Raw genomic sequence first — 18,006 nt, forward strand, 5'->3', positions numbered from 1 at the left:
CAACAAGGAACCAGTCCGCATGCCCCCGCTTCTCGACGTGGAAGGTTTGTCAAAGCGCTTCCACATGTATCACCTCGACCAGGAACTGCACGCCTTCAGCGGCATTTCCTTCCGCCTCCATGCCGGCGAGTTCCTGTTGCTGCGGGGCGAAAACGGGGCTGGCAAATCCACCCTGTTGCGCACGCTCTACCGCAGCTACCTGCCGCAGGCCGGGCACATCTGGTACGCGGCCGGCGAAGGCCGCATCGACCTTGCAACAGCCGCCGATGTCGACATCACCCTGCTGCGGCGCCGTGACATCGGCTTCGTCACCCAGTTCCTGACCGCGCGGCCGCGCGTTGCCGCCGTCGAGATCGTCGCCGAACCGCTGCGCCGGGCGGGCATGGCCAGAGCGGAGGCCCTTGACGAGGCACACCGCTGGCTTGAAGAATTCGGCGTGAAACGTGATCTGTGGCGTGCCTATCCCACCACGTTTTCCGGCGGCGAACAGCAGAAGGTCAACCTTGCCCGCGCTCTGATCCTGCCGCAGAAGCTTCTGCTTCTGGACGAGCCAACCGCCTCGCTCGATGCCGGTGCCCGCGCTGCACTGGTGCGGCGGCTGGCGGATCTGAAGGCCGGCGGAGTCGCCATGATCGGTGTTTTCCATCACCCGGGTGATGTGGCGGGCCTGATCGACCGGGAAATCCTTCTCACCACCCAGACTGAGCCGGAAACGGCGGTCCCCTACGCGCCTGCGGCAACCGGAGAACTTGATCATGTGGCTGTCTGACTTTCGCATTGTCACCCCGAACGAGGTGATCGAACACGGCTCCCTGCGGATCGAGGATGGCTGCATCGCCGAACTGCGCGATACTCCGGTTGCGGGCGCAGAGCTTGAGGGGAACGGCCTTCTGCTGCTGCCCGGCTTTGTCGACATGCATGGCGACATGGTGGAACGCGAGGTCGAGCCGCGCCCGAATGTGCCGATGCCGCTGGAACTGGGGCTGCGCGATCTTGACCGGCGCCTCGCCGGATCAGGTTTCACCACCGCCTATGCCGCCCTCTCCTTCAGTCCCATGTCCACCTACGGGCATCTGCGCAGCTATGAACACACCAGCGCCGTGATCCGCGAGCTGAAGGCAATGCGGCACATGCTCAATGTCGATCACCGCGTCCACGCCCGGTTCGAGATCACCTTCCCCAAGGCACTCAGCGTCATCGAGGAATTGATCACGGAGGGAACCGTCGATCTCATTTCGCTCACCGACCACACGCCCGGCCAGGGCCAGTACCGCGACATCGAGCGGCACGTGCAGAAGATGGCCCGGGAAAGAGGCCTGAGCCGCGAAGAAGCGGCCGAGGCCATCGCCCGCCGCATCGAAGAGCGGACGCAGCCGGCCGGCGTTCTGGCCGAAACGCTCGAAGCCATTTCCAGCCTGTGCATGGCGCATGGTGTCGCCCTTGCCAGCCATGACGACGACACAACGGACAAGGTGGAACTGATGCATGGCCTCGGCGTGGTCATCAGCGAATTCCCGGTGACGCTGGAGGCTGCCGCCGAAGCGCGCCGCTGCGGGCTGGCCACGGCCATGGGCGCTCCCAACGCCCTGCGCGGCCAGTCCTACTCCGGCAATCTCTCGGCCCGCGAGGCCCATGCCGCCGGTCTTCTCGACATGCTGGCCTCCGACTATCACCCCTCGGCCATGCTTCCGGCCCTGCTGGAACTCGCCGGAACAGACCGGGATGGCCTTCCCGGCGCCGTGCGTCTGGCAACCCTCAACCCCGCAAAAGCCCTCGGTCTCGACGATCGCGGCTGCATCGAAACCGGCCGCCTCGCTGACCTTGTCATTGCAGATGATACGGGTATCGGCCATGTGCGGGCCACGCTGCGGCAGGGCCGGCTCATCTACTCCGGCGGCCATCTCGGGGCGCGCGCAAAGACGGCCTGAGCCGCGCCTGCGGTGCCGCCACATGCGGCGGCACCGTTCCTCTCATACCAAGGCTTTCGATGCTGACGCATCACGCCTTGAAAATGCTCAAGCGCCGCACGGGCTTAACCAATGCTCGATGAGTCAAGCTTATCGAACATTGGTATCAGCCCGTTCTTGCCGGACGGGCCCGGCGCTGCGTCCAGCGCACCAGCGTGTCAAAGTGCATGTCCATCCGCGTCTCGCCCGAAAGGCCATGGGACGCGCAGATTTCCTGAAAATCCGCCATCACCCGCGACAGGCCAAGACGGCGGACAACAGTCCAGACCACTGCCCGCGTCAGATAGAAATCGATCAGCTCCCGCGCTGTAAAGGCGCGGGACCAGGGCCAGCGCCGGCTGTGCGCGGTCAGGAAACCGTCCAGTCCCGACAGTTCCTCATGGCTCGGCTCCTTGCGCTGCTCCCGGGCCTCCAGCTCCGCGCTGTTGGGATAATGTTTCCAGACATAGGCGTCGAACCCGTCAAAGATCTGCCCCGGCCTGCGCCGGTTGCGCACAACCGCCAGAATGCCGCCCGGCGACAGGATCCGCGCAGCTTCGGCGTAGAATTTCGGCCGGTCGAACCAGTGCACGGCCGAACAGGCCACCACCAGCGAGGCAAAATCCGGCGGCAGGCTCAGCTGCTCGGCCGGGGCGCCGATGATCTGCACCTGCGGCGTATTGCGGAACCGGCGCATGAGCACGTGGCGCATGTCCTCTCCCGGCTCAGCCGCAATGACGCTCCAGCCATCACCAAGACCGGTGAGCAGATCGCCCGTCGAATTGCCCGGCCCCGCCCCCACATCGACGGCCACCTTCAGCCCGGAGCGGGCCGGACAGATCCGCGCCAGATGCGCAAACACCGCGGGTGGATACCCGGGACGGCCGGCCTCATAGAACTCGGCCAGTCCCTCGAACTGATGCGCTGTCTCGATCATTGCCTTTTCCTGACGCACCGGCCCGGCAAATGGCATGGAGCCGGCGGACAGTGTGAAAATTGGTTCGAATGACTTTCCGCCGTTTACATGACAGTTCAGCGAAGGACAGATGAACCTTTCATTGCAGCAAACTCCGGCCGTCAGCCCAGCCCACAGGCTAACCTATTGGATTGATGAGTTTAAACCGGGCTTCAGCCACCTCCTGAAAGACTTTCCGCAGCGGGAACAACGTCCCTTGCCCGTAAAAGCTGCATATCAGTCACGGATACGTCACAAAGGCCCAGACGAAAATTCATTCGGATGACGCGGCGCTGTTACAGAGGGCGGGCAGTCTTCCCGTCATGGAACAGAACATCCTTTCCCTCTCCGGCCTCGGCCGCTCCTTCGGCGCCACGCGCGCCGTCGACAACGTCACGCTCTCCATTGCCCCGGGCCAGTTCGTCGGGGTGATCGGACGCTCGGGCGCAGGCAAATCCACGCTGCTGCGCCTGATCAACCGGCTGATCGACCCGAGTGAAGGGACGATCCATTTCGGCGGTCTCAATGTCGGTGCGCTGAAGGGCAAGGCCCTGCGCGCCTGGCGCCGGGACTGCGCCATGATTTTCCAGCAGTTCAATCTGGTGGAACGGCTCGACGTTCTCACCAATGTGCTGGTCGGACGCCTCTCTGCCCACGGCTTCCTCAGTTCCATGGCGATGCAGTTCTCCGACGAGGAGCGCACGCTCGCCATCCACGCCCTTGACCGGCTTGACATGGCCCCGCAAGCGCTGCAACGGGCCGGAACGCTTTCCGGCGGCCAGCAGCAGCGTGTCGCCATCGCCCGCGCCCTCGTGCAGAACCCGCGCATCCTGCTTGCCGACGAGCCGATCGCAAGCCTTGATCCCGGCAATGCGACCCGCGTGATGGATGCCCTGCGCACCATCAACCGCGAGGATGGCATCACCATCCTCGTCAACCTTCACACCCTCGACACCGCCCGCACCTACTGCGACCGGATCATCGCCATGCGCTCCGGCCGGGTGATGTTCGATGGCGCGCCGCGGCTGCTCACCTGCGAGGTGATGCGCAGCATCTACGGCAGCGAGGACCTCGAGGACTTCACCGAAACCGTGACATCGACGAGCCTCAGGGTCGCGATGCAGGCCTGACCTCTCAAGGGAGACTGACATGCGTATCATTGCCGCCGCCACCGTGCTTGCCCTCGGCCTCGGTGCAACCACCGCCCACGCCCAGGACTGGAAGAACGACTACAAGGTCGTCAAGTTCGGCATTCTCTCGGGCGAGAACGAAAGCGACCGCGTCTCCCGCTACACCCCCTTCAAGGACTATCTGAAGCGGACGGTAGGTGTGGATGTGGAGATCTTCACGGCCGGAAACTACGATGGCGTGATCCAGGCGCTCGCGGCCAACCAGATCGAATTCGCCTTCCTCGGCTCCTCCGCCTATGCGGCCGCCTACACGGAGTCCGAAGGCGGCATGATCCCGCTTCTGACACAGGTGCAGCAGGACGGTTCCACCGGCTACTTCTCGGTCATCGCCGTGCGCTGTGACAGCCCCTACAAGAAGATCGAGGACCTGAAGGGCAAGACGCTCGCCTTTGCCGATCCGGACAGCACCTCGGGCTACAACGTGCCCTACTACAATCTCGACAAGCAAGGCTTCAAGCCGTCCGAATTCTTTGGCGCAACGCCCTTCTCCGGCAGCCATGAAGCGGGAGTTGCCGGTGTCGCCAACGGCCAGTTCGACGCGGCCGCCACCTATATCAACAACGAGATCAACGGCATTCCGCAGCGCATGGAAGCCAAGGGCATGATCCAGAAGGGCGAGATCTGCTGGATCTGGCAGTCACCGGAAATCACCTCCGGTCCTTTTGCGGCCCGCGCCAATCTGCCGGAAGGCCTGATCACCGCAATGAAGGACGCGGTCAAGAACGTCCCCACGGCCGATCCGGTGGCCTTCAAGGAAATGTCCGGCGCCGAAAAATCCACGGCCAAGGGCTATGTCGAGGTCGACCATGACCGCTACCAGTGGATCATCGACATGCGCGACTGGTTCAAGAAGCAGCGCCGGAGCTGACATCAGCGCTCTGTGAACAAGACCAACTCCCGATGAGCCTTGTTCATCGGGAGTTGGTCAAGCTCATGCCGCACTTGAGCAATTTCAGGGCGTGATGCGTCAGCATCGCAAGACCTGGGGCGGTGACGCTGGGCATTGGCAGAAAATACGCAGCAACGGACAGCTCATGACCCTTGTATCCCCGACAGTAACGGCCTTCGAGCGGGACTATGCCGCGCAACGCAGCCGCGCCCGGCTGACTTTCCTTGTCGTCTCGGCCCTCCTTCTGGTGCTGTTTCTGGTCACGGCCGGATTTTCCGACTTCTTCAAGGTCAGCCAGATCACACTCGCCGACGGCAGCCGCGCCGAGCGCTGGGTGCTGCTGGCCGGCCTGCCCCGGCTTGGCGAATATCTGTACAAGACCATCCCCGTCCTATCGCCCGCCAGCCTCGGCGAAGATCTGGCCGAATGGTTCTGGCGCTGGAAGGTCTGGCTCTGGCTGCTGCTGGAAACAATCCTGATAGCCTTCATGGCGACTGTTCTGGGCCTTGCCGGCGGTTTCCTGCTGTCCTTCTTCGCTGCCCGCAACCTGACACCGGGCCCTGTCACGCTGTGGGTTTCGCGGCGGGTGCTGGAAATTGCCCGGACTGTGCCGGATCTGGTCTTTGCACTGATCTTCGTTTTCTGCTTCGGCGCCGGGCCCCTGGCCGGTATGCTCGCCATCGCCTTCCACACCGCCGGTTCGCTCGGAAAGCTCTATTCCGAAGTGAACGAAAACATCGACATGCGCCCGCTGGAAGGTGTGAAGGCGGCAGGCGGCAGCTGGTTCGACCAGATCCGCTATGGCGCGGTGCCACAGGTCATGCCGAATATCATCAGCTACACGCTGCTGCGCTTCGAGATCAACGTCCGCTCCTCCTCGATCATCGGCTATGTGGGCGCCGGCGGTCTTGGACAGGAGTTCCGCACCGCCTTGTCCTATCAGGAATACACCGACCTTTCGGCCCTGTTCCTGATCATCCTGGTCACCGTCACCGTGATCGACTGGCTGTCGGAAAAGCTCCGCCATCACATCATCGGCCTGGAAAGGAACGCGTGATGCAGCGCGACACCGCATATCGTCACGGCCCGGCTGCCGCCCCTGCCATCACCGCAGCCGAAATCGCCCGTGCCAGAGCCCGCCTGCCACATGCCTTCCGGCGCCCTCCGCTGCAGCGGTTCGCCCGGCCGTGCTTCTGGCTTGCTTTCACGGCCCTTTTTGCCTGGTGCCTCCATGATTTCGATGCGTCGCCCGAACGGCTCTGGAACGGACTGCAACGCCTTGGCCGGGTGCTGTCCTTCATGTTCCCGCCCCATATCTGGACGTCCTGGCGGGAAATGTCGGAGATCCTGACCGGCCTTGCCCAAACCCTGTCGATGGCCTTCCTCGGAACCGTGCTGGGCGCCTTCATCGCCTTTCCCCTTTCCTTCCTTGGCGCCCAGAACATCAACCGCATTCCGTTCCTGCGCTTCGGCGTGCGGCGCGGCTTTGATATCATCCGCGCCTTCGAGACGCTGATCCTGGCGTTGATCTTCATCCGCGCCTTCGGCCTTGGCCCTCTGGCCGGTGTGCTGGCGATTGCCGTCAGCGAGATAGGTGTGCTGGCCAAACTTTACGCCGAAGCCATCGAAAACACCTCGAAGAAGCCAGTCGAAGGCGTCATCGCCTCGGGCGGCGCACCGCTGCAATCCGTCCGCTTTGGCATTCTGCCACAGGTCCTGCCCGTGCTTCTGTCGATCACGCTCTACAATTTTGAATCCAATGTCCGCTCCGGCACGATCCTCGGCATCGTCGGCGCGGGCGGCATCGGCTTCCTGCTTTCCGACCGCATCGGCGCCTACCGCTGGGACGAGGCTTGGTCGATCATCTTCCTGATCATCGCCATGGTCTATGTCATCGACGCGCTATCGGCAGTCATCCGCACCCGTTTCATCGGCACATACAACGGTACAAGATAATGAAAACACTCTCCGAAGCCCCCAGCATCCATGAAACCGCAACGGTGGTTGATTGCCAGATCGGCAAGTGGACCGAAATCATGGCGCATGTTTCCATGCGGGAATCGAGCCTTGGTGATTACTCCTACATCGTCAAGGGCGGCAACATTGTCTGGTCAACCATCGGCAAGTTCTGTTCGATTGCCGAAGGCGCACGCATCAATCCGGGCAACCATGCCACCTGGCGCGCCAGCCAGCACCACTTCACCTACCGCGCTGCCCAATACGGCCTCGGCGAGGACGATGCCGAGTTCTTCCTGTGGCGCAAGGATCATTGGGTCACCATCGGCCACGATGTCTGGATCGGTCATGGGGTCACGGTTCTGGCCGGGGTCACCGTGGGCACCGGTGCGGTCGTTGGCGCAGGCGCCGTGGTCTCCAAGGATGTGCCGCCCTACACCATTGCCGGCGGCGTTCCGGCCCGTCCGATCAAGCGGCGTTTCTCCGAAGCTCAGGCCGAAGCCCTGCAGGCCATTGCCTGGTGGGACTGGAGCCATGACGCCCTGCGCGAAGCCCTCCCGGATATCCGCATGCTGTCCATTGATGAGTTCATCGAAAAATACCGCTGACACCGTTTCACGATGAGCGCACCAGACCAGATGGTCAGGGCGTGCAATCCCGGCATCCGGCGGCGGAACAGGAGGCAGGAGGCCCACCTTCGGCCCCGGGGGATCTTGCGCCGCCGCGCGTGCCGGGGCACAAGCAGTGCGGACCTGACTTGATCCGGAAACCGGGAGGAACGCGGATGATCTTGTGTTGCGGCGAAGCGCTGATGGACATGCTGCCCAGGACCGTTGGCACGGAAGGCACAGTCTTTTTGCCGGTACCGGGCGGCGCCATCTTCAACACGGCCCTTGCGCTTGGCCGCCTCGGCAACCGCGCAGGCTTCCTCTGCGGCATTTCAACGGATCTCTTTGGCGAGCAGCTTCTGGCCCATCTTGCGGCCTCCGGCGTCACTTCAGACCTGTGCATCCGCTCTGCCCGTCCCACGACGCTCGCCTTCGTGCGCCTCGTCAATGGAGACGCCACCTACACCTTCTATGATGAGAACTCGGCCGGGCGGCTGATCACGCCGGAGGACCTGCCGGTGCTGCCGGACGGGACAAGCGCCCTGCACTTCGGTGCCATCAGCCTGATCGGCGAGCCTTGCGGTACCGCCTATGAGGCCCTGCTGACACGTGAGGCCCCCGCCCGTGTGATCTCGCTCGATCCCAACATCCGCCCCGGTTTCATCACCGATGAAGCTGCCTACCGCGCCCGCCTTGCCCGCATCATTCCGCAGGCAGACATCATCAAGGTCTCGCATGAGGACCTGGACTGGCTGGCCCCCGGCGAGCCGTTCCAGGCTCTTGCACAAGGCTGGATCGCCAGCGGCGCGAAGATCGTCATCCTCACGCTGGGCAAGGATGGCGCAAGGGCTTTGACCCGCACGCTCGACGTGACCGTTCCTGCCCGCAAGGTCGAGGTGGTGGATACGGTCGGCGCCGGCGACACGTTCAACGCAGGTTTCCTCTCGGCGCTGGACGATGCGGACCTCCTGACCAAGGAGGCGATTGCAGGCATCGCGGACCAGAGCCTTGCAGCCGCACTGGCCCGTGCGGTCGCGGTCGCGGCCATCACGGTTTCACGCGCGGGCGCCAATCCGCCTTTCCGCAGCGAACTTTCCGGCATCTGATACCAAGGCTTTCGATGCTGACGCATCACGCCTTGAAATTGCTCAAGCGCCGCACGGGCTTAACCAACGCTCGACAAGTCAAGCTCATCGAGCATTGGTATGAGACCGCTCTTCGCCGCCAGCAGAAGGGATCAGCTGCCCTCAGGGCGGCTGATTTCTTGTGCGCCGCAAAACAAAGCCGGAAGACCTCCTGCCTCACATTCGGCAATCGAAGATTTTACCGGAAAAATTACATACAATCTGAAATTACAAAGAAGCCGGACCAACTGTCCTAAACGTCACTCAGCTGTCATTTTCATTTAAAGCTTCAGTAATCACCACATCCTATCGTAACGGCCAGAATCTTCCGCTTCGGCAGAAAGGCCTTACCGATGGCACTCAAGCATATTCCGATCGTTCAGAAAATTCTGGCGGTCCTTATCCTCATGGGGCTTTGCGCGACCGGGATCGCGGCCGTCGCCTGGACGCAGATCAACACCCTCAGCCATTCCTTCACCGAAGTTGGTGCATCCGAGGAAGCGGCACGGGAAGCGATGGACCTGCGTATCGATATCATCGCCATCAGCCGCATGACGTATCAGCTGGCACTTGCCCCTGAAAAGGCTTCCGATTTCCGCGCCGAGACAGACCGCCGGTCGACGGAAATGCTCGCACGCCTGCCAGTTCTCGAAGCGGTGGCCGACACGGCGCAAAAGCAGCAACTGGCGGATGTGCGCAAAGCCCTGGATGCCTATTTCAAGACCATCATTGCCATGGTGGACGTGGCCGCCAAGGATCCGGCTAATGGAGAAGCCATCAACAGCGCCCTTGCAACCGCTCTCTCCGGCCAGAAAGCCGTGACGGACGCAGTGAAGGTCTATAGCACCTACTCCGGCGACATGATGAAGACCCAGCGCGAGACGGCGTCCAGTTCCGCCATCTCCGCCGCAACCACCATGGTGGTCACGGCCGTCATCGCCATTATCGCAGGTATCGGCATTGGCCTCTATGTCAGCCAGTATGGCGTGGCAAAGCCGATCAGACAGATGGTCGAAACGCTGACCCGGCTTGCCGGCGGTGATAATGCGGTCGCCGTTGCGGGCACGGACCGCCGTGATGAAATCGGCGCTGTCGCCAAGGCCGCGCTGATCTTCAAGGAAAACAGCATCCAGAAGGAACGTCTGCAGCGGGAAGCCGATGCGGAGAAGGCCAGTGCCGAAGCCCGTCAGAGGGAAATGATGGCGCGCATTGCCAAGGAATTTGAAGATGCCGTCGGCGGCATTGTCAGCAATGTCACGGTGGCCGCGAACCGTCTCGAAAAGGCGGCGCAGGCCATGTCCTCCAACGCGGAACACACGTCCCAGCAGTCCATCACCGTGGCAGCGGCCGCCGAGCAGGCCTCGGCCAACGTCCAGACCGTTGCTGCGGCAACCGAGGAACTGACCGCGTCCGTGCGCGAGATCGCCGGTCAGGTTGACCAGTCCAACCGCATGTCGAATGTGGCCGTGACCGATGCCGATACGGCCGCCCGCAAGGTTCACAGCCTGTCGGATGCAGCCCAGAAGATTGGTGACATCGTCGAGCTCATCAACGGCATCGCCAGCCAGACCAACCTGCTGGCGCTCAACGCCACCATCGAGGCGGCCCGTGCGGGCGAAGCCGGCAAGGGCTTTGCGGTGGTTGCCGCCGAAGTGAAGCAGCTCGCCGACCAGACAGCCAAGGCCACCACGGAGATTGCCTCGCAGGTCGCCTCCATCCAGCTCTCGACCACGGACTCGGCCGCAGCCATCACGGATATCGCCGAATCCATCCGCAAGATGAGCCAGATCAGCGGCGCAGTTGCCGCCTCGGTGGAAGAGCAGTCCTCCGCCACGCAGGAAATTGCCCGCAACGTGCAGCAGGCCTCCAGCGGCACGGCGGAAGTATCCGGCGCGATCACCACGGTGACCCGCGCCGCCCAGGAATCCAGCTCCGCCTCGACGGACGTGCTGCATTTCTCGGCCGATCTCGCCAAGCAGGCCGATCAGCTCAACCGCGAGCTCTCCCGCTTCCTCGGCACCATCCGCGCCGCCTGAAAGCCGGGCGTGCCGGAACAACAACGGGCGGGATGGTCACCATCCCGCCCGTTGTTTTTTCCTGCTGGCCAAGCAGCTCGGTTCAGATCGTGGGATCCTGCCGCTTTTCATTGAAGATCAGCCACAGATTCCGGACATAGATGATCAGCCCAAGGGCCTGTCCGGCGATGAACACCGGGTCCTGACGCTGGATCGAGTAGATCAGCAGCAATGTGCCGCCGCCGATGGAAAAGAACCAGAAGGCCACCGGCACGATGGACCGCCCTACCCGCTCCGATGCAATCCACTGCACCACAAAGCGCATCGAAAACATGAACTGGGCAACGAAGCCCAGAATGATCCAAACATCCAGCTGCTCAACGAAAACCGTATGCAGCCAGTCAAGCAAAGCGTTCATCTGAATTGCGGCTCCTGTGATCCGCTCCGGCGTGGTCTCAACGGGGTCCGGCGGCCGGTACGATGGCCGAAACCTCAGGGATGGATTTGCGGCGGCGGCGCAGCCACCAGACGCCAAACAGATCGAGTGCGCCGATCAGGGCCCGGTCGAAGATGCCATATTTGGACGTGCCATGGCGGCGGTGCCGGTCCAGCACATCCACATGCACCACGCCATAGCCCTCGCGGATCACCAGCGCGGGCAGGAAGCGGTGCCAGCTGTCGAAGTACGGCAGCTGCAGAAAGACCTCGCGGCGCAGCGCCTTGAGGCCGCAGCCGCTGTCCCTCGTGTTGTCCTTCAGCATTGCACCGCGCAGGCGGTTGGCAAGCCGCGAGGCGATGCGCTTGGCCCGGCTCGCCTTGCGCCCCACCCGCTGACCGGCGGCCAGAGCCACGGACGGCCCGCCAGCTTCCAGAGCGGCCATCAGCTCCGGGATATAGGCGGGATTGTTCTCACCATCGCCATCGATCGTGGCAACAATCCGCCCGCGTGCATGGCGAAGCCCGGTGCGCACAGCGCAGGATTGGCCGCCAGACCGGGCATGGCGCAGGGGGCGCAGCCAGGGGTGGGAAGCGGCATAGCTGGCAAGAACCTGATCGGTGCCATCGGTCGAGCCATCGTCGATCACCAGCACCTCGAAGGCCCGGCCCTGGAGCGCCTCGGCAATTTCGTCCAGCAGGATGGGCAGGTTGTCGCGCTCGTCCTTGGCCGGCACGATCACGCTCACCTCAAGTCCGGCATCTGCCATGGCCTGTGCTGTACCGTTCATCGGCATCTCACTTTTCATCCTGAGCAGCGGCGGGATGCGCGGCCGCAGACCGGCGCCCCAGTGCCGCATTCCAAAGCGCCCGGAAGGCTGCGCGTGCAGATAAACCGCCCGCAATTGGCCTGATCCGGCCGCCGGGCAGCAGCACGAACCCGATGCGGCGCTTCGCCATCCAGCGGGCGCAGTAAAGCGTTGTCGCAGCGCCCAGCACCAGACCGGCAGCCACGTCAGAGGGATAATGCGCACCAACCATCACACGGCTGAAAGCCGCCCAGAAGGCCACGGCGGCGATCAGCCAGCGCCAGGCCGGAAAAATCAGCGCCAAAGCCAGCGCGAAGGCAGCAACAGTGGTTGAGTGCCCGGACGGAAAGCTGGTGTAGGTGCTGTGAAAGGCGAAGAGATTGAAGTCCACCGGCCCGGCCACTTCATAAAGCTTCGGCCGTGCGCGGCCGATGCTCCACTTCAGGATCACCACGAGAATGCCGCTGAGCGCGACGGCATAGAAGACAAAGGCCGCATAGGTCCAGATCATGGCTCCGGCCAGACGGACCCTGACCCTGAGCGCCTGCGTGTTCACAAAAGCCAGATAGGCAAGGCAGAAGATCCCGGTCGACCACAGGATCCAGTTGGACTTGCCCAGATCGGTCACCCAGGAAAACACCATGCCATATTCGGGCGGCAAGGCACGCACCCAGGGAATGGCGGGAATATCAAGCAGCACAAGACCGAGACCCGAGGCAAACAACAGTACGGCCAGCAGATCCTGCGGACGCTGGCCCGCGGCCAGAGGCTCATGCACGCCTTGAGCCCGCGCGCGGCGGTTCCCGATTATGGCGCGAATGGCCGCAACATTGGCTGCAAAGCGCTTGCGGATCTTGGAAAAACGACCGGATGCCATCAGGGGCCTTACCTCTTGCTCGCTCATCTTGCGGCAGCTGCGGGCACATAAAGCCCCAGATCAAGCTGCCGCCCCCCGTTGATATTCAGGCCCTGTACCCTGCCTGCCAGCACGGGCACAAGCCCATCCTTGCCGGCGGCGGCCAGAAACGCCTGTTCCTGACGGCTTTCCACCACGGCAAGGCGGCAGGAACCCGGCTCCTGCGCCAAAAAGGCAGCAGCTTCCTCCGGCGGGCCAAGAACGGTGTCCGTGCCCTGCAGGAAGACAAAGCTTGGCTCGCTGAAGCCGGTCGAGGCCACTCTTGCAGGTGTGCAGCCTGCAGCTTCGGAAATTGCGGCCACCAGGCGCGGACTGACCCAGATCGCCGACAGTCCAGGCCCCACAAAGCCCCAGAAGCCGGTGGTCATGGCAACCGCAGCCGCGCAGGAGCGCCAGAGCGCACCCGTCATGTCGCCGCGCAGCAGACGCATGGAGGCCCAGACGCTGATCACGGCCGCGATGACACAGAAGACCACGCCCGGAGGGGACGGCCAGTCGCCAAGGAACAGCGGCCCGGCCACGGAGGCCGCGGCAATCGCCACGGGCAGCAGCGCCAGCAGCACCGCCGCAATCCAGCGCAGCACCCGGCCGGAAGCCGGCCGCTCGTCCACGATCACCAGGGCAACGGGCAGCGCAAGAGCGGGCAGCAGCGGCATGGTGTAATGCGGCAGCTTGGTCGCCACCAGTTCAAACACCACCCAGGCCGGGAAGAACCAGGCCGCACAGAACTGCACCAGCGGCAGGGAGCGCAGCGCCCAGATGCGCGGGGCTGCCAGCGCCAGAAAAGCCGGCAGTGGCCAGAACACGGCAAGCATGGCCGCCATATGGGTCAGCGGCGGGGCACCGTGGCTCTCCTGCCCTTCGGCCACCTTGCCCATCAGATCGCGGCCGATGGCCTCTTCAAAGAAAGTGCCCTTGGAGGCAATCCAGATCGCCACAAACCACGGCAGCACCAGCAGGAGCGCCAGAACGGCACCCGGCAGCGGCGCGGCAGCGCGGAACCAGCCGATCCGGCGGCGCATCAGGGCGAGCGCGGCAACTGTCAGGCCAACGACCATCGGTGCCACCGGCCCCTTGACCAGAATGCCAAGCGCCAGCGCCACCCAGAAGACCAGTGCCAGCCCCCAATGGCGGCGTGTGGCATCATCCGCCAGATAGATCCGCGCCAGCGCCCCTTGCGCCAGAACGATGGAAGCAAAGAGCGTGGCGTCCGTCTTGCCGAGGCGGCTTTCAACACCAAGGATCAGCGCCAGAGCCACCAGCATGCCGGCCACGAGGGCGGCAGGCGGCCCGGTGAAGGCGCGTGCCGTCCAATAGACCGCCAGCACAACCGTCAGCGCCGCCAAAAGGGACGGCAAGCGGTAGACCCACAAGGGTGCGGACGCGTCATGTCCCGTGATCTTCACGGCAGCGGCCTGCAGCCAGTAGATGCCGATCGGCTTCTTGTAGCGCGGCTCCTCCTGCAAGCGGATGTCCATGTAGTCGCCGGTTTCCAGCATCTGCTTGGTGGCCTGGGTGAAGCGCGGCTCATCCCGGTCAAGCGGTGGAACGGCCGACTGGCCCGGCACAAACATGAACAGCGCCAGAAGAAGCAGCAATGCGGGGGCAAACAGGTCATGGCCAAGCAGCTTCAGCCAGGCCGTATGCGGCCGTGGATCGCGCGCCTGTGCCATGCCGGCTGCGCCGCCGTCGATGCTCTCGCCTGTCTGCTGCTCGGTCTCATGCATATGACTGTTCCGGAACCGTTTGCACCTGCCATGTGATGCTGCACCGCTTCCTACAGGAGAGCAATCCAAAGGGGAACCTGAGACTTGCGCGAAACGTGGTTTCCACTATCGTCCTCCCGCCCTTTCCATGGAACAGTACCCGAGGCCGATGACCCTGATTGTCCAGATAACCGACCTTCACCTGCGCCCGCGCGGCCTTGCCTGTTACAGGGTGAGCGACACAAACATGCTTGCGGCCCGTGCCTTCCGCGCCATTGCCGCCCTGCCGCAGAAGCCCGATGCCGTTGTCATCACCGGCGACCTGACGGATGGCGCCGATGAACGGGAATATGCCCTGCTGCGCCAGCTCTGCCGCCAGATGCCCTGCCCGGTCTATGTGATGCCGGGCAATCATGACCTGACAGCCGCCATGCGCAGCGAACTGGCGGATTTTCCGGGTGTCGGGGATGCGCCCGCCGGGGACAAGCTGCACTATGCCGTTACCATCGGCGGCCTGCGCCTCGTAGTGCTGGACAGCAGCGTTGCGGGCAAGCCTTATGGCCGGCTGGGCGGGGACCAGATCGCCTGGCTTGACCAGACCCTTGCAGCCGATCACACCCCCACCCTCGTTGCCCTTCATCACCCGCCCAGGGTGACCGGCATCGCCCATATGGACGTGATCGGCCTTGCGGACACCGAGGCGCTTGCGGCGATCCTTTCACGCCATCATCACGTGGAGCGGCTGATCTGCGGTCATGTGCACCGGACAATCATCGCGCGCTTTGCCGGTACGGTCATGACCCTGTGCCCCAGCACGGCCCATGCCTGCGTTCTGGACTTCGCGCCGGACGCCCCTGCCGAATTTGTGATGGAACCGCCTGCGTTTTTTGTGCACCGGCTCGACCCGGAGGCTGGTTTGTCCAGCCATCTTCACTATGTAGAGGCATATCCGGGGCCCTATCCCTTCTTTGCGGACAAGGGCGTCAGCTGGCCTGGCGGAAAATAACAACATCCTTTCAAGATCCTGAGGGACGATGCTGAGACCTAATCTTTCCCGACGCGACGCCCTGCGCCTGACCTTGCTTGGCGCAGCCGTTCTTCCCCTTGCGGCCTGTGGCGGCGGATCCGGCAGCCAGTTTGATCGAAATGTGCCCATTGATCCGGTCTCCGTTGACCGGGACGAGATGCTGCAGAGGCTGAATGGCTTCCGGGCGGAAAACGGCTTGCCGCCGCTGCGGGCCGACGGGCGCCTGAACGAAATCTCGGCATGGATGGCCAACCACATTGCCCGCTGGGACAGCATGGACACGCGCGAGCACCGGGCCATCGCCCTTGCCCGCCGTCTGGATGGGCATGGCTATGACCACTATGCGGCCGCTGAAAACCTCGGCGCCGGCTATGACAGCCTCGATGCCGCCATGGCCGGATGGAAGGGGTCTGCCGGCCACCGGCGCAACCTGCTCAATCCCTATGTGACCCGGGTCGGCATTTCGCGGGTGCGCCGCCCAACCGGCAAGTGGCGCCATTTCTGGGTGATGACCCTGGCCCGGCCCAAGGAAGATGGCCGTCCGGGCTGACAACGCTCAAAAGCTGAACTAAAAAAAGAGGCGGGCCAAAAGCCCGCCTTTAAAGTCTGGTTTCCAGAGACCCCAAGAGGGGAACCGGCACGAAGCCGGTGAGAGCGCCGCTCCAAAAGTGGAGTATCAGTCTCAGGTTTTTTCTAAGCCGTCAGACCGGACCTGTCAAGCGCTCTGCCATCCGGATTTCCACGCATCTGACTGCGGCAAACAGGCCGGACTTCACATGCAGTGGCAGCCGCCGGTTCAGAACGGATAGCGCCGTCCGGAAAACGCGCTTTCGTCTGCAGGACCGGACCTCAGCCCCCACAGGACCGGGGCCGTGAAAAGCCGCGGATTGCCGAAGCGGGGGAGCCAGGAGCACAGATCCGGGCTGATGGCCTTCACGCAGGCAAGCCCGGCCTCCGCTCTTGAGCAATCCGCAAGCCAGATCCGGATGTTCTGCGCCCTCAACGAGGTTTCGAACTCCTGCCAGGAAAACTCGCGCTCCAGCGCCCTTGCGGCAGAGACCGCAGGCGCCTTCATCCTCAGATCCTGCCGCACGTCCATTGCGGCATAGGACAACAATGGTGAGCCAGTTCTGCCGGCCTTGTCCCGAACAGATGCACGGCCCGCAAGCTCCAGTGAAAATTCACCTTGTACGAGTTCTCCGATTGCAGACTGAAGCACCGCCCCAGGCTCCAGCCCGCCGGCCACACCGATCACGCCGGATTTCCCGTCTTCACCATGGGAAACGGCCGCAATCACATGCAAGGAAAAGTCAACCGGCAAGTGAAGAAAATGGGTGACGCGCGCCCGTGCAGAGAGCCAATCAGCACATATTTTAGGCAGATACTCTCTCACCTGCCCCGGGGGCAGAGGGGTTATCCCCAACCGGTTGTGCCACCAGATCCCGGCAGCGTCCCTTTCGGCGAGTTCCAGCACTGCCCGCCGGGCTGCTGTTTCCCGGTCCGTCCAGACGGCCGCCCCCAGCGTCGAACCAAGCGTCGATCCAAGCGGGAGCTGCGCTATCCCCGCGTTCTGTCCTTCGCCAAGGAGAACTGCAAAGGCAGGAATCAGCGCAGCCTCATCCGAGAAGGCAGAGGTAACACGCATCCGGCGCTGGGACAGCCGGTTCCAGCCGATCCTCTGGTCCTCCCATACCGCAGAAAGCGCGGGAACGCGGGCGGCCAGCTCCTTCTCCTGAGCGGCGCTGAACTGCAGGAAGGCCCCGGCCGGCAGATCCTCGTCCTCTTCGCCTTGCCGCTCCAGGACGAGCGGATCCTCCGGCCCTTGCGAGATCAGACTGAGCCTTTCCGCCAGTTCGCCGAGGCAGCCGAGGACGGCCCGGTGCCGCTCCAGCCCCTGCCCGCCGCAGGCCAGCTGCGCCAGAAGTGGCTGGAGAGCCTCACGCCGCCAGCCCTGAGGCAGTGCCCCCGGCATGGCCGTACAAACATGAACCGGACAGTCCGCCAGCGGTGCAAAGGCGATCCGGGGCCCGAAACGGTCCAAAAACCCGGCAAACAGGCGCAGGGTCTCAGGCGGAATGCCTTCTGCGGCCTGCACCCTGCCGCCGCGCTGCTCCAGAAGGCCGCAGGACAGAAGGAAGGCCAGAGCCTGCGCCGTTTCTCCCCCAACGTCACGGCCCTGCGCCGCTGATCGGAGCGCCCCATGCGGCTCCGCTCCGGCCGTCTCGGCAGCGCGCAGAAATGCCCCTTTTTGTGCCACTGCCTTGTCCACAAGCCTTCACCGCTCAAGAGTTGCATTGCTGGCGAGCTCCAGCCCGCCTCTTGCCGAAGTGCTCTGTCCGGCGCAGCCTGATCGAGCAACGGCAGCCCGGCCAGATCATCTGACGGGAACACGTGACACCAGCATCAGGCAAGGCCCTTCGACCCAGGAAC

The 18,006-nt window shown here is 63.6% G+C and carries 17 protein-coding genes; 11 read left to right on the top strand and 6 right to left on the bottom strand.

What is annotated here, in order from left to right; translation table 11 throughout:
* Positions 1–19 precede the first annotated feature (19 nt).
* Positions 20–769 (top strand): phosphonate C-P lyase system protein PhnL, encoded by a 750-nt coding sequence (locus H163_RS0119045; protein ID WP_019966217.1) that lies wholly within the window; start codon positions 20–22, stop codon positions 767–769.
* A complete protein-coding gene (locus H163_RS0119050; RefSeq protein ID WP_019966218.1) occupies positions 756–1,928 on the top strand; it encodes an alpha-D-ribose 1-methylphosphonate 5-triphosphate diphosphatase in 1,173 nt (390 codons plus the stop codon). Before H163_RS0119045 ends, H163_RS0119050 begins: the two co-directional genes overlap by 14 nt.
* Positions 1,929–2,073: 145 nt before the next feature.
* Here H163_RS0119050 and H163_RS23805 read toward each other — a convergent pair whose 3' ends face one another.
* A complete protein-coding gene (locus tag H163_RS23805) occupies positions 2,074–2,883 on the bottom strand; it encodes a class I SAM-dependent methyltransferase (RefSeq protein WP_051105431.1) in 810 nt (269 codons plus the stop codon).
* A gap of 341 nt (positions 2,884–3,224) precedes the next feature.
* On the opposite strand from H163_RS23805, the gene phnC reads away from it, so the two are divergent.
* From phnC to H163_RS0119090, 7 genes are all read left to right on the top strand, one after another.
* Complete coding sequence (phnC, locus tag H163_RS0119060) at positions 3,225–4,031, top strand: phosphonate ABC transporter ATP-binding protein (RefSeq protein WP_019966220.1); 807 nt, start codon at positions 3,225–3,227, stop codon at positions 4,029–4,031.
* Positions 4,032–4,050: 19 nt separating this feature from the next.
* A complete protein-coding gene (phnD, locus tag H163_RS0119065; RefSeq protein WP_019966221.1) occupies positions 4,051–4,959 on the top strand; it encodes a phosphonate ABC transporter substrate-binding protein in 909 nt (302 codons plus the stop codon).
* Between the two features lie 166 nt (positions 4,960–5,125).
* Complete coding sequence (gene phnE, locus H163_RS0119070) at positions 5,126–6,037, top strand: phosphonate ABC transporter, permease protein PhnE (RefSeq protein ID WP_026356058.1); 912 nt, start codon at positions 5,126–5,128, stop codon at positions 6,035–6,037.
* Entirely contained in the window at positions 6,037–6,936 is a 900-nt protein-coding gene (gene phnE / locus H163_RS0119075) for a phosphonate ABC transporter, permease protein PhnE (protein WP_019966223.1), read from the top strand. The genes phnE (H163_RS0119070) and phnE (H163_RS0119075) overlap by 1 nt, the downstream gene beginning before the upstream one ends.
* A complete protein-coding gene (locus H163_RS0119080; RefSeq protein WP_019966224.1) occupies positions 6,936–7,544 on the top strand; it encodes a DapH/DapD/GlmU-related protein in 609 nt (202 codons plus the stop codon). The genes phnE (H163_RS0119075) and H163_RS0119080 overlap by 1 nt, the downstream gene beginning before the upstream one ends.
* A 176-nt stretch (positions 7,545–7,720) precedes the next feature.
* Positions 7,721–8,650 (top strand): carbohydrate kinase family protein, encoded by a 930-nt coding sequence (locus H163_RS0119085; RefSeq protein WP_019966225.1) that lies wholly within the window; start codon positions 7,721–7,723, stop codon positions 8,648–8,650.
* Between the two features lie 371 nt (positions 8,651–9,021).
* Entirely contained in the window at positions 9,022–10,704 is a 1,683-nt protein-coding gene (locus tag H163_RS0119090; protein ID WP_019966227.1) for a methyl-accepting chemotaxis protein, read from the top strand.
* Positions 10,705–10,786: 82 nt separating this feature from the next.
* Here H163_RS0119090 and H163_RS0119095 read toward each other — a convergent pair whose 3' ends face one another.
* Genes H163_RS0119095 through H163_RS0119110 form a run of 4 tightly spaced genes read right to left on the bottom strand, consistent with a single transcriptional unit; the run spans position 10,787 to position 14,570 of the window.
* Positions 10,787–11,101: a lipid-A-disaccharide synthase N-terminal domain-containing protein gene (locus tag H163_RS0119095; RefSeq protein WP_019966228.1), complete on the bottom strand. Its 315-nt coding sequence runs from the start codon at positions 11,099–11,101 to the stop codon at positions 10,787–10,789.
* 37 nt (positions 11,102–11,138) lie between these two features.
* Positions 11,139–11,909 (bottom strand): glycosyltransferase family 2 protein, encoded by a 771-nt coding sequence (locus H163_RS0119100; protein WP_051105433.1) that lies wholly within the window; start codon positions 11,907–11,909, stop codon positions 11,139–11,141.
* Positions 11,910–11,916: 7 nt separating this feature from the next.
* Complete coding sequence (locus H163_RS0119105; RefSeq protein ID WP_208975441.1) at positions 11,917–12,804, bottom strand: phosphatase PAP2 family protein; 888 nt, start codon at positions 12,802–12,804, stop codon at positions 11,917–11,919.
* A gap of 23 nt (positions 12,805–12,827) precedes the next feature.
* On the bottom strand, positions 12,828–14,570 hold the full coding sequence (locus H163_RS0119110) for an ArnT family glycosyltransferase (RefSeq protein WP_019966231.1): 1,743 nt from the start codon (positions 14,568–14,570) through the stop codon (positions 12,828–12,830).
* A gap of 148 nt (positions 14,571–14,718) precedes the next feature.
* Here H163_RS0119110 and H163_RS0119115 point away from each other — a divergent pair, with 148 nt between their 5' ends.
* Together H163_RS0119115 and H163_RS0119120 are read left to right on the top strand one after the other, a co-directional pair.
* The gene (locus tag H163_RS0119115) at positions 14,719–15,555 is read left to right on the top strand and encodes a phosphodiesterase (protein WP_019966232.1); all 837 of its coding nucleotides are present in this window, start codon (positions 14,719–14,721) and stop codon (positions 15,553–15,555) included.
* 28 nt (positions 15,556–15,583) lie between these two features.
* Positions 15,584–16,126, top strand: a complete 543-nt coding sequence (locus H163_RS0119120) for a CAP domain-containing protein (RefSeq protein ID WP_081626061.1) — start codon at positions 15,584–15,586, stop codon at positions 16,124–16,126.
* A 246-nt stretch (positions 16,127–16,372) separates the two neighbouring features.
* On the opposite strand, the gene H163_RS0119125 is transcribed toward H163_RS0119120, so the two are convergent.
* On the bottom strand, positions 16,373–17,833 hold the full coding sequence (locus H163_RS0119125; RefSeq protein WP_147290419.1) for a YcaO-like family protein: 1,461 nt from the start codon (positions 17,831–17,833) through the stop codon (positions 16,373–16,375).
* Between the last annotated feature and the right edge of the window lie 173 nt (positions 17,834–18,006).

The sequence above is a fragment of the Pannonibacter phragmitetus DSM 14782 genome (assembly GCF_000382365.1).
GTDB classification, from domain to species: domain Bacteria; phylum Pseudomonadota; class Alphaproteobacteria; order Rhizobiales; family Stappiaceae; genus Pannonibacter; species Pannonibacter phragmitetus.

Bases quoted from the DNA above. Each gene is read 5' to 3' on its own strand.
- H163_RS0119115 (WP_019966232.1), top strand. From the start codon at position 14,719: ATGACCCTGATTGTCCAGATAACCGACCTTCACCTGCGCCCGCGCGGC.
- H163_RS0119080 (WP_019966224.1), top strand. From the start codon at position 6,936: ATGAAAACACTCTCCGAAGCCCCCAGCATCCATGAAACCGCAACGGTG.
- H163_RS0119090 (WP_019966227.1), top strand. From the start codon at position 9,022: ATGGCACTCAAGCATATTCCGATCGTTCAGAAAATTCTGGCGGTCCTT.
- phnD (WP_019966221.1), top strand. From the start codon at position 4,051: ATGCGTATCATTGCCGCCGCCACCGTGCTTGCCCTCGGCCTCGGTGCA.
- H163_RS0119045 (WP_019966217.1), top strand. From the start codon at position 20: ATGCCCCCGCTTCTCGACGTGGAAGGTTTGTCAAAGCGCTTCCACATG.
- phnE (WP_026356058.1), top strand. From the start codon at position 5,126: ATGACCCTTGTATCCCCGACAGTAACGGCCTTCGAGCGGGACTATGCC.
- H163_RS0119100 (WP_051105433.1), bottom strand. From the start codon at position 11,909: ATGAACGGTACAGCACAGGCCATGGCAGATGCCGGACTTGAGGTGAGC.
- H163_RS23805 (WP_051105431.1), bottom strand. From the start codon at position 2,883: ATGATCGAGACAGCGCATCAGTTCGAGGGACTGGCCGAGTTCTATGAG.
- H163_RS0119110 (WP_019966231.1), bottom strand. From the start codon at position 14,570: ATGCATGAGACCGAGCAGCAGACAGGCGAGAGCATCGACGGCGGCGCA.
- H163_RS0119095 (WP_019966228.1), bottom strand. From the start codon at position 11,101: ATGAACGCTTTGCTTGACTGGCTGCATACGGTTTTCGTTGAGCAGCTG.
- phnE (WP_019966223.1), top strand. From the start codon at position 6,037: ATGCAGCGCGACACCGCATATCGTCACGGCCCGGCTGCCGCCCCTGCC.
- H163_RS0119120 (WP_081626061.1), top strand. From the start codon at position 15,584: ATGCTGAGACCTAATCTTTCCCGACGCGACGCCCTGCGCCTGACCTTG.
- H163_RS0119085 (WP_019966225.1), top strand. From the start codon at position 7,721: ATGATCTTGTGTTGCGGCGAAGCGCTGATGGACATGCTGCCCAGGACC.
- phnC (WP_019966220.1), top strand. From the start codon at position 3,225: ATGGAACAGAACATCCTTTCCCTCTCCGGCCTCGGCCGCTCCTTCGGC.
- H163_RS0119050 (WP_019966218.1), top strand. From the start codon at position 756: ATGTGGCTGTCTGACTTTCGCATTGTCACCCCGAACGAGGTGATCGAA.
- H163_RS0119105 (WP_208975441.1), bottom strand. From the start codon at position 12,804: ATGGCATCCGGTCGTTTTTCCAAGATCCGCAAGCGCTTTGCAGCCAAT.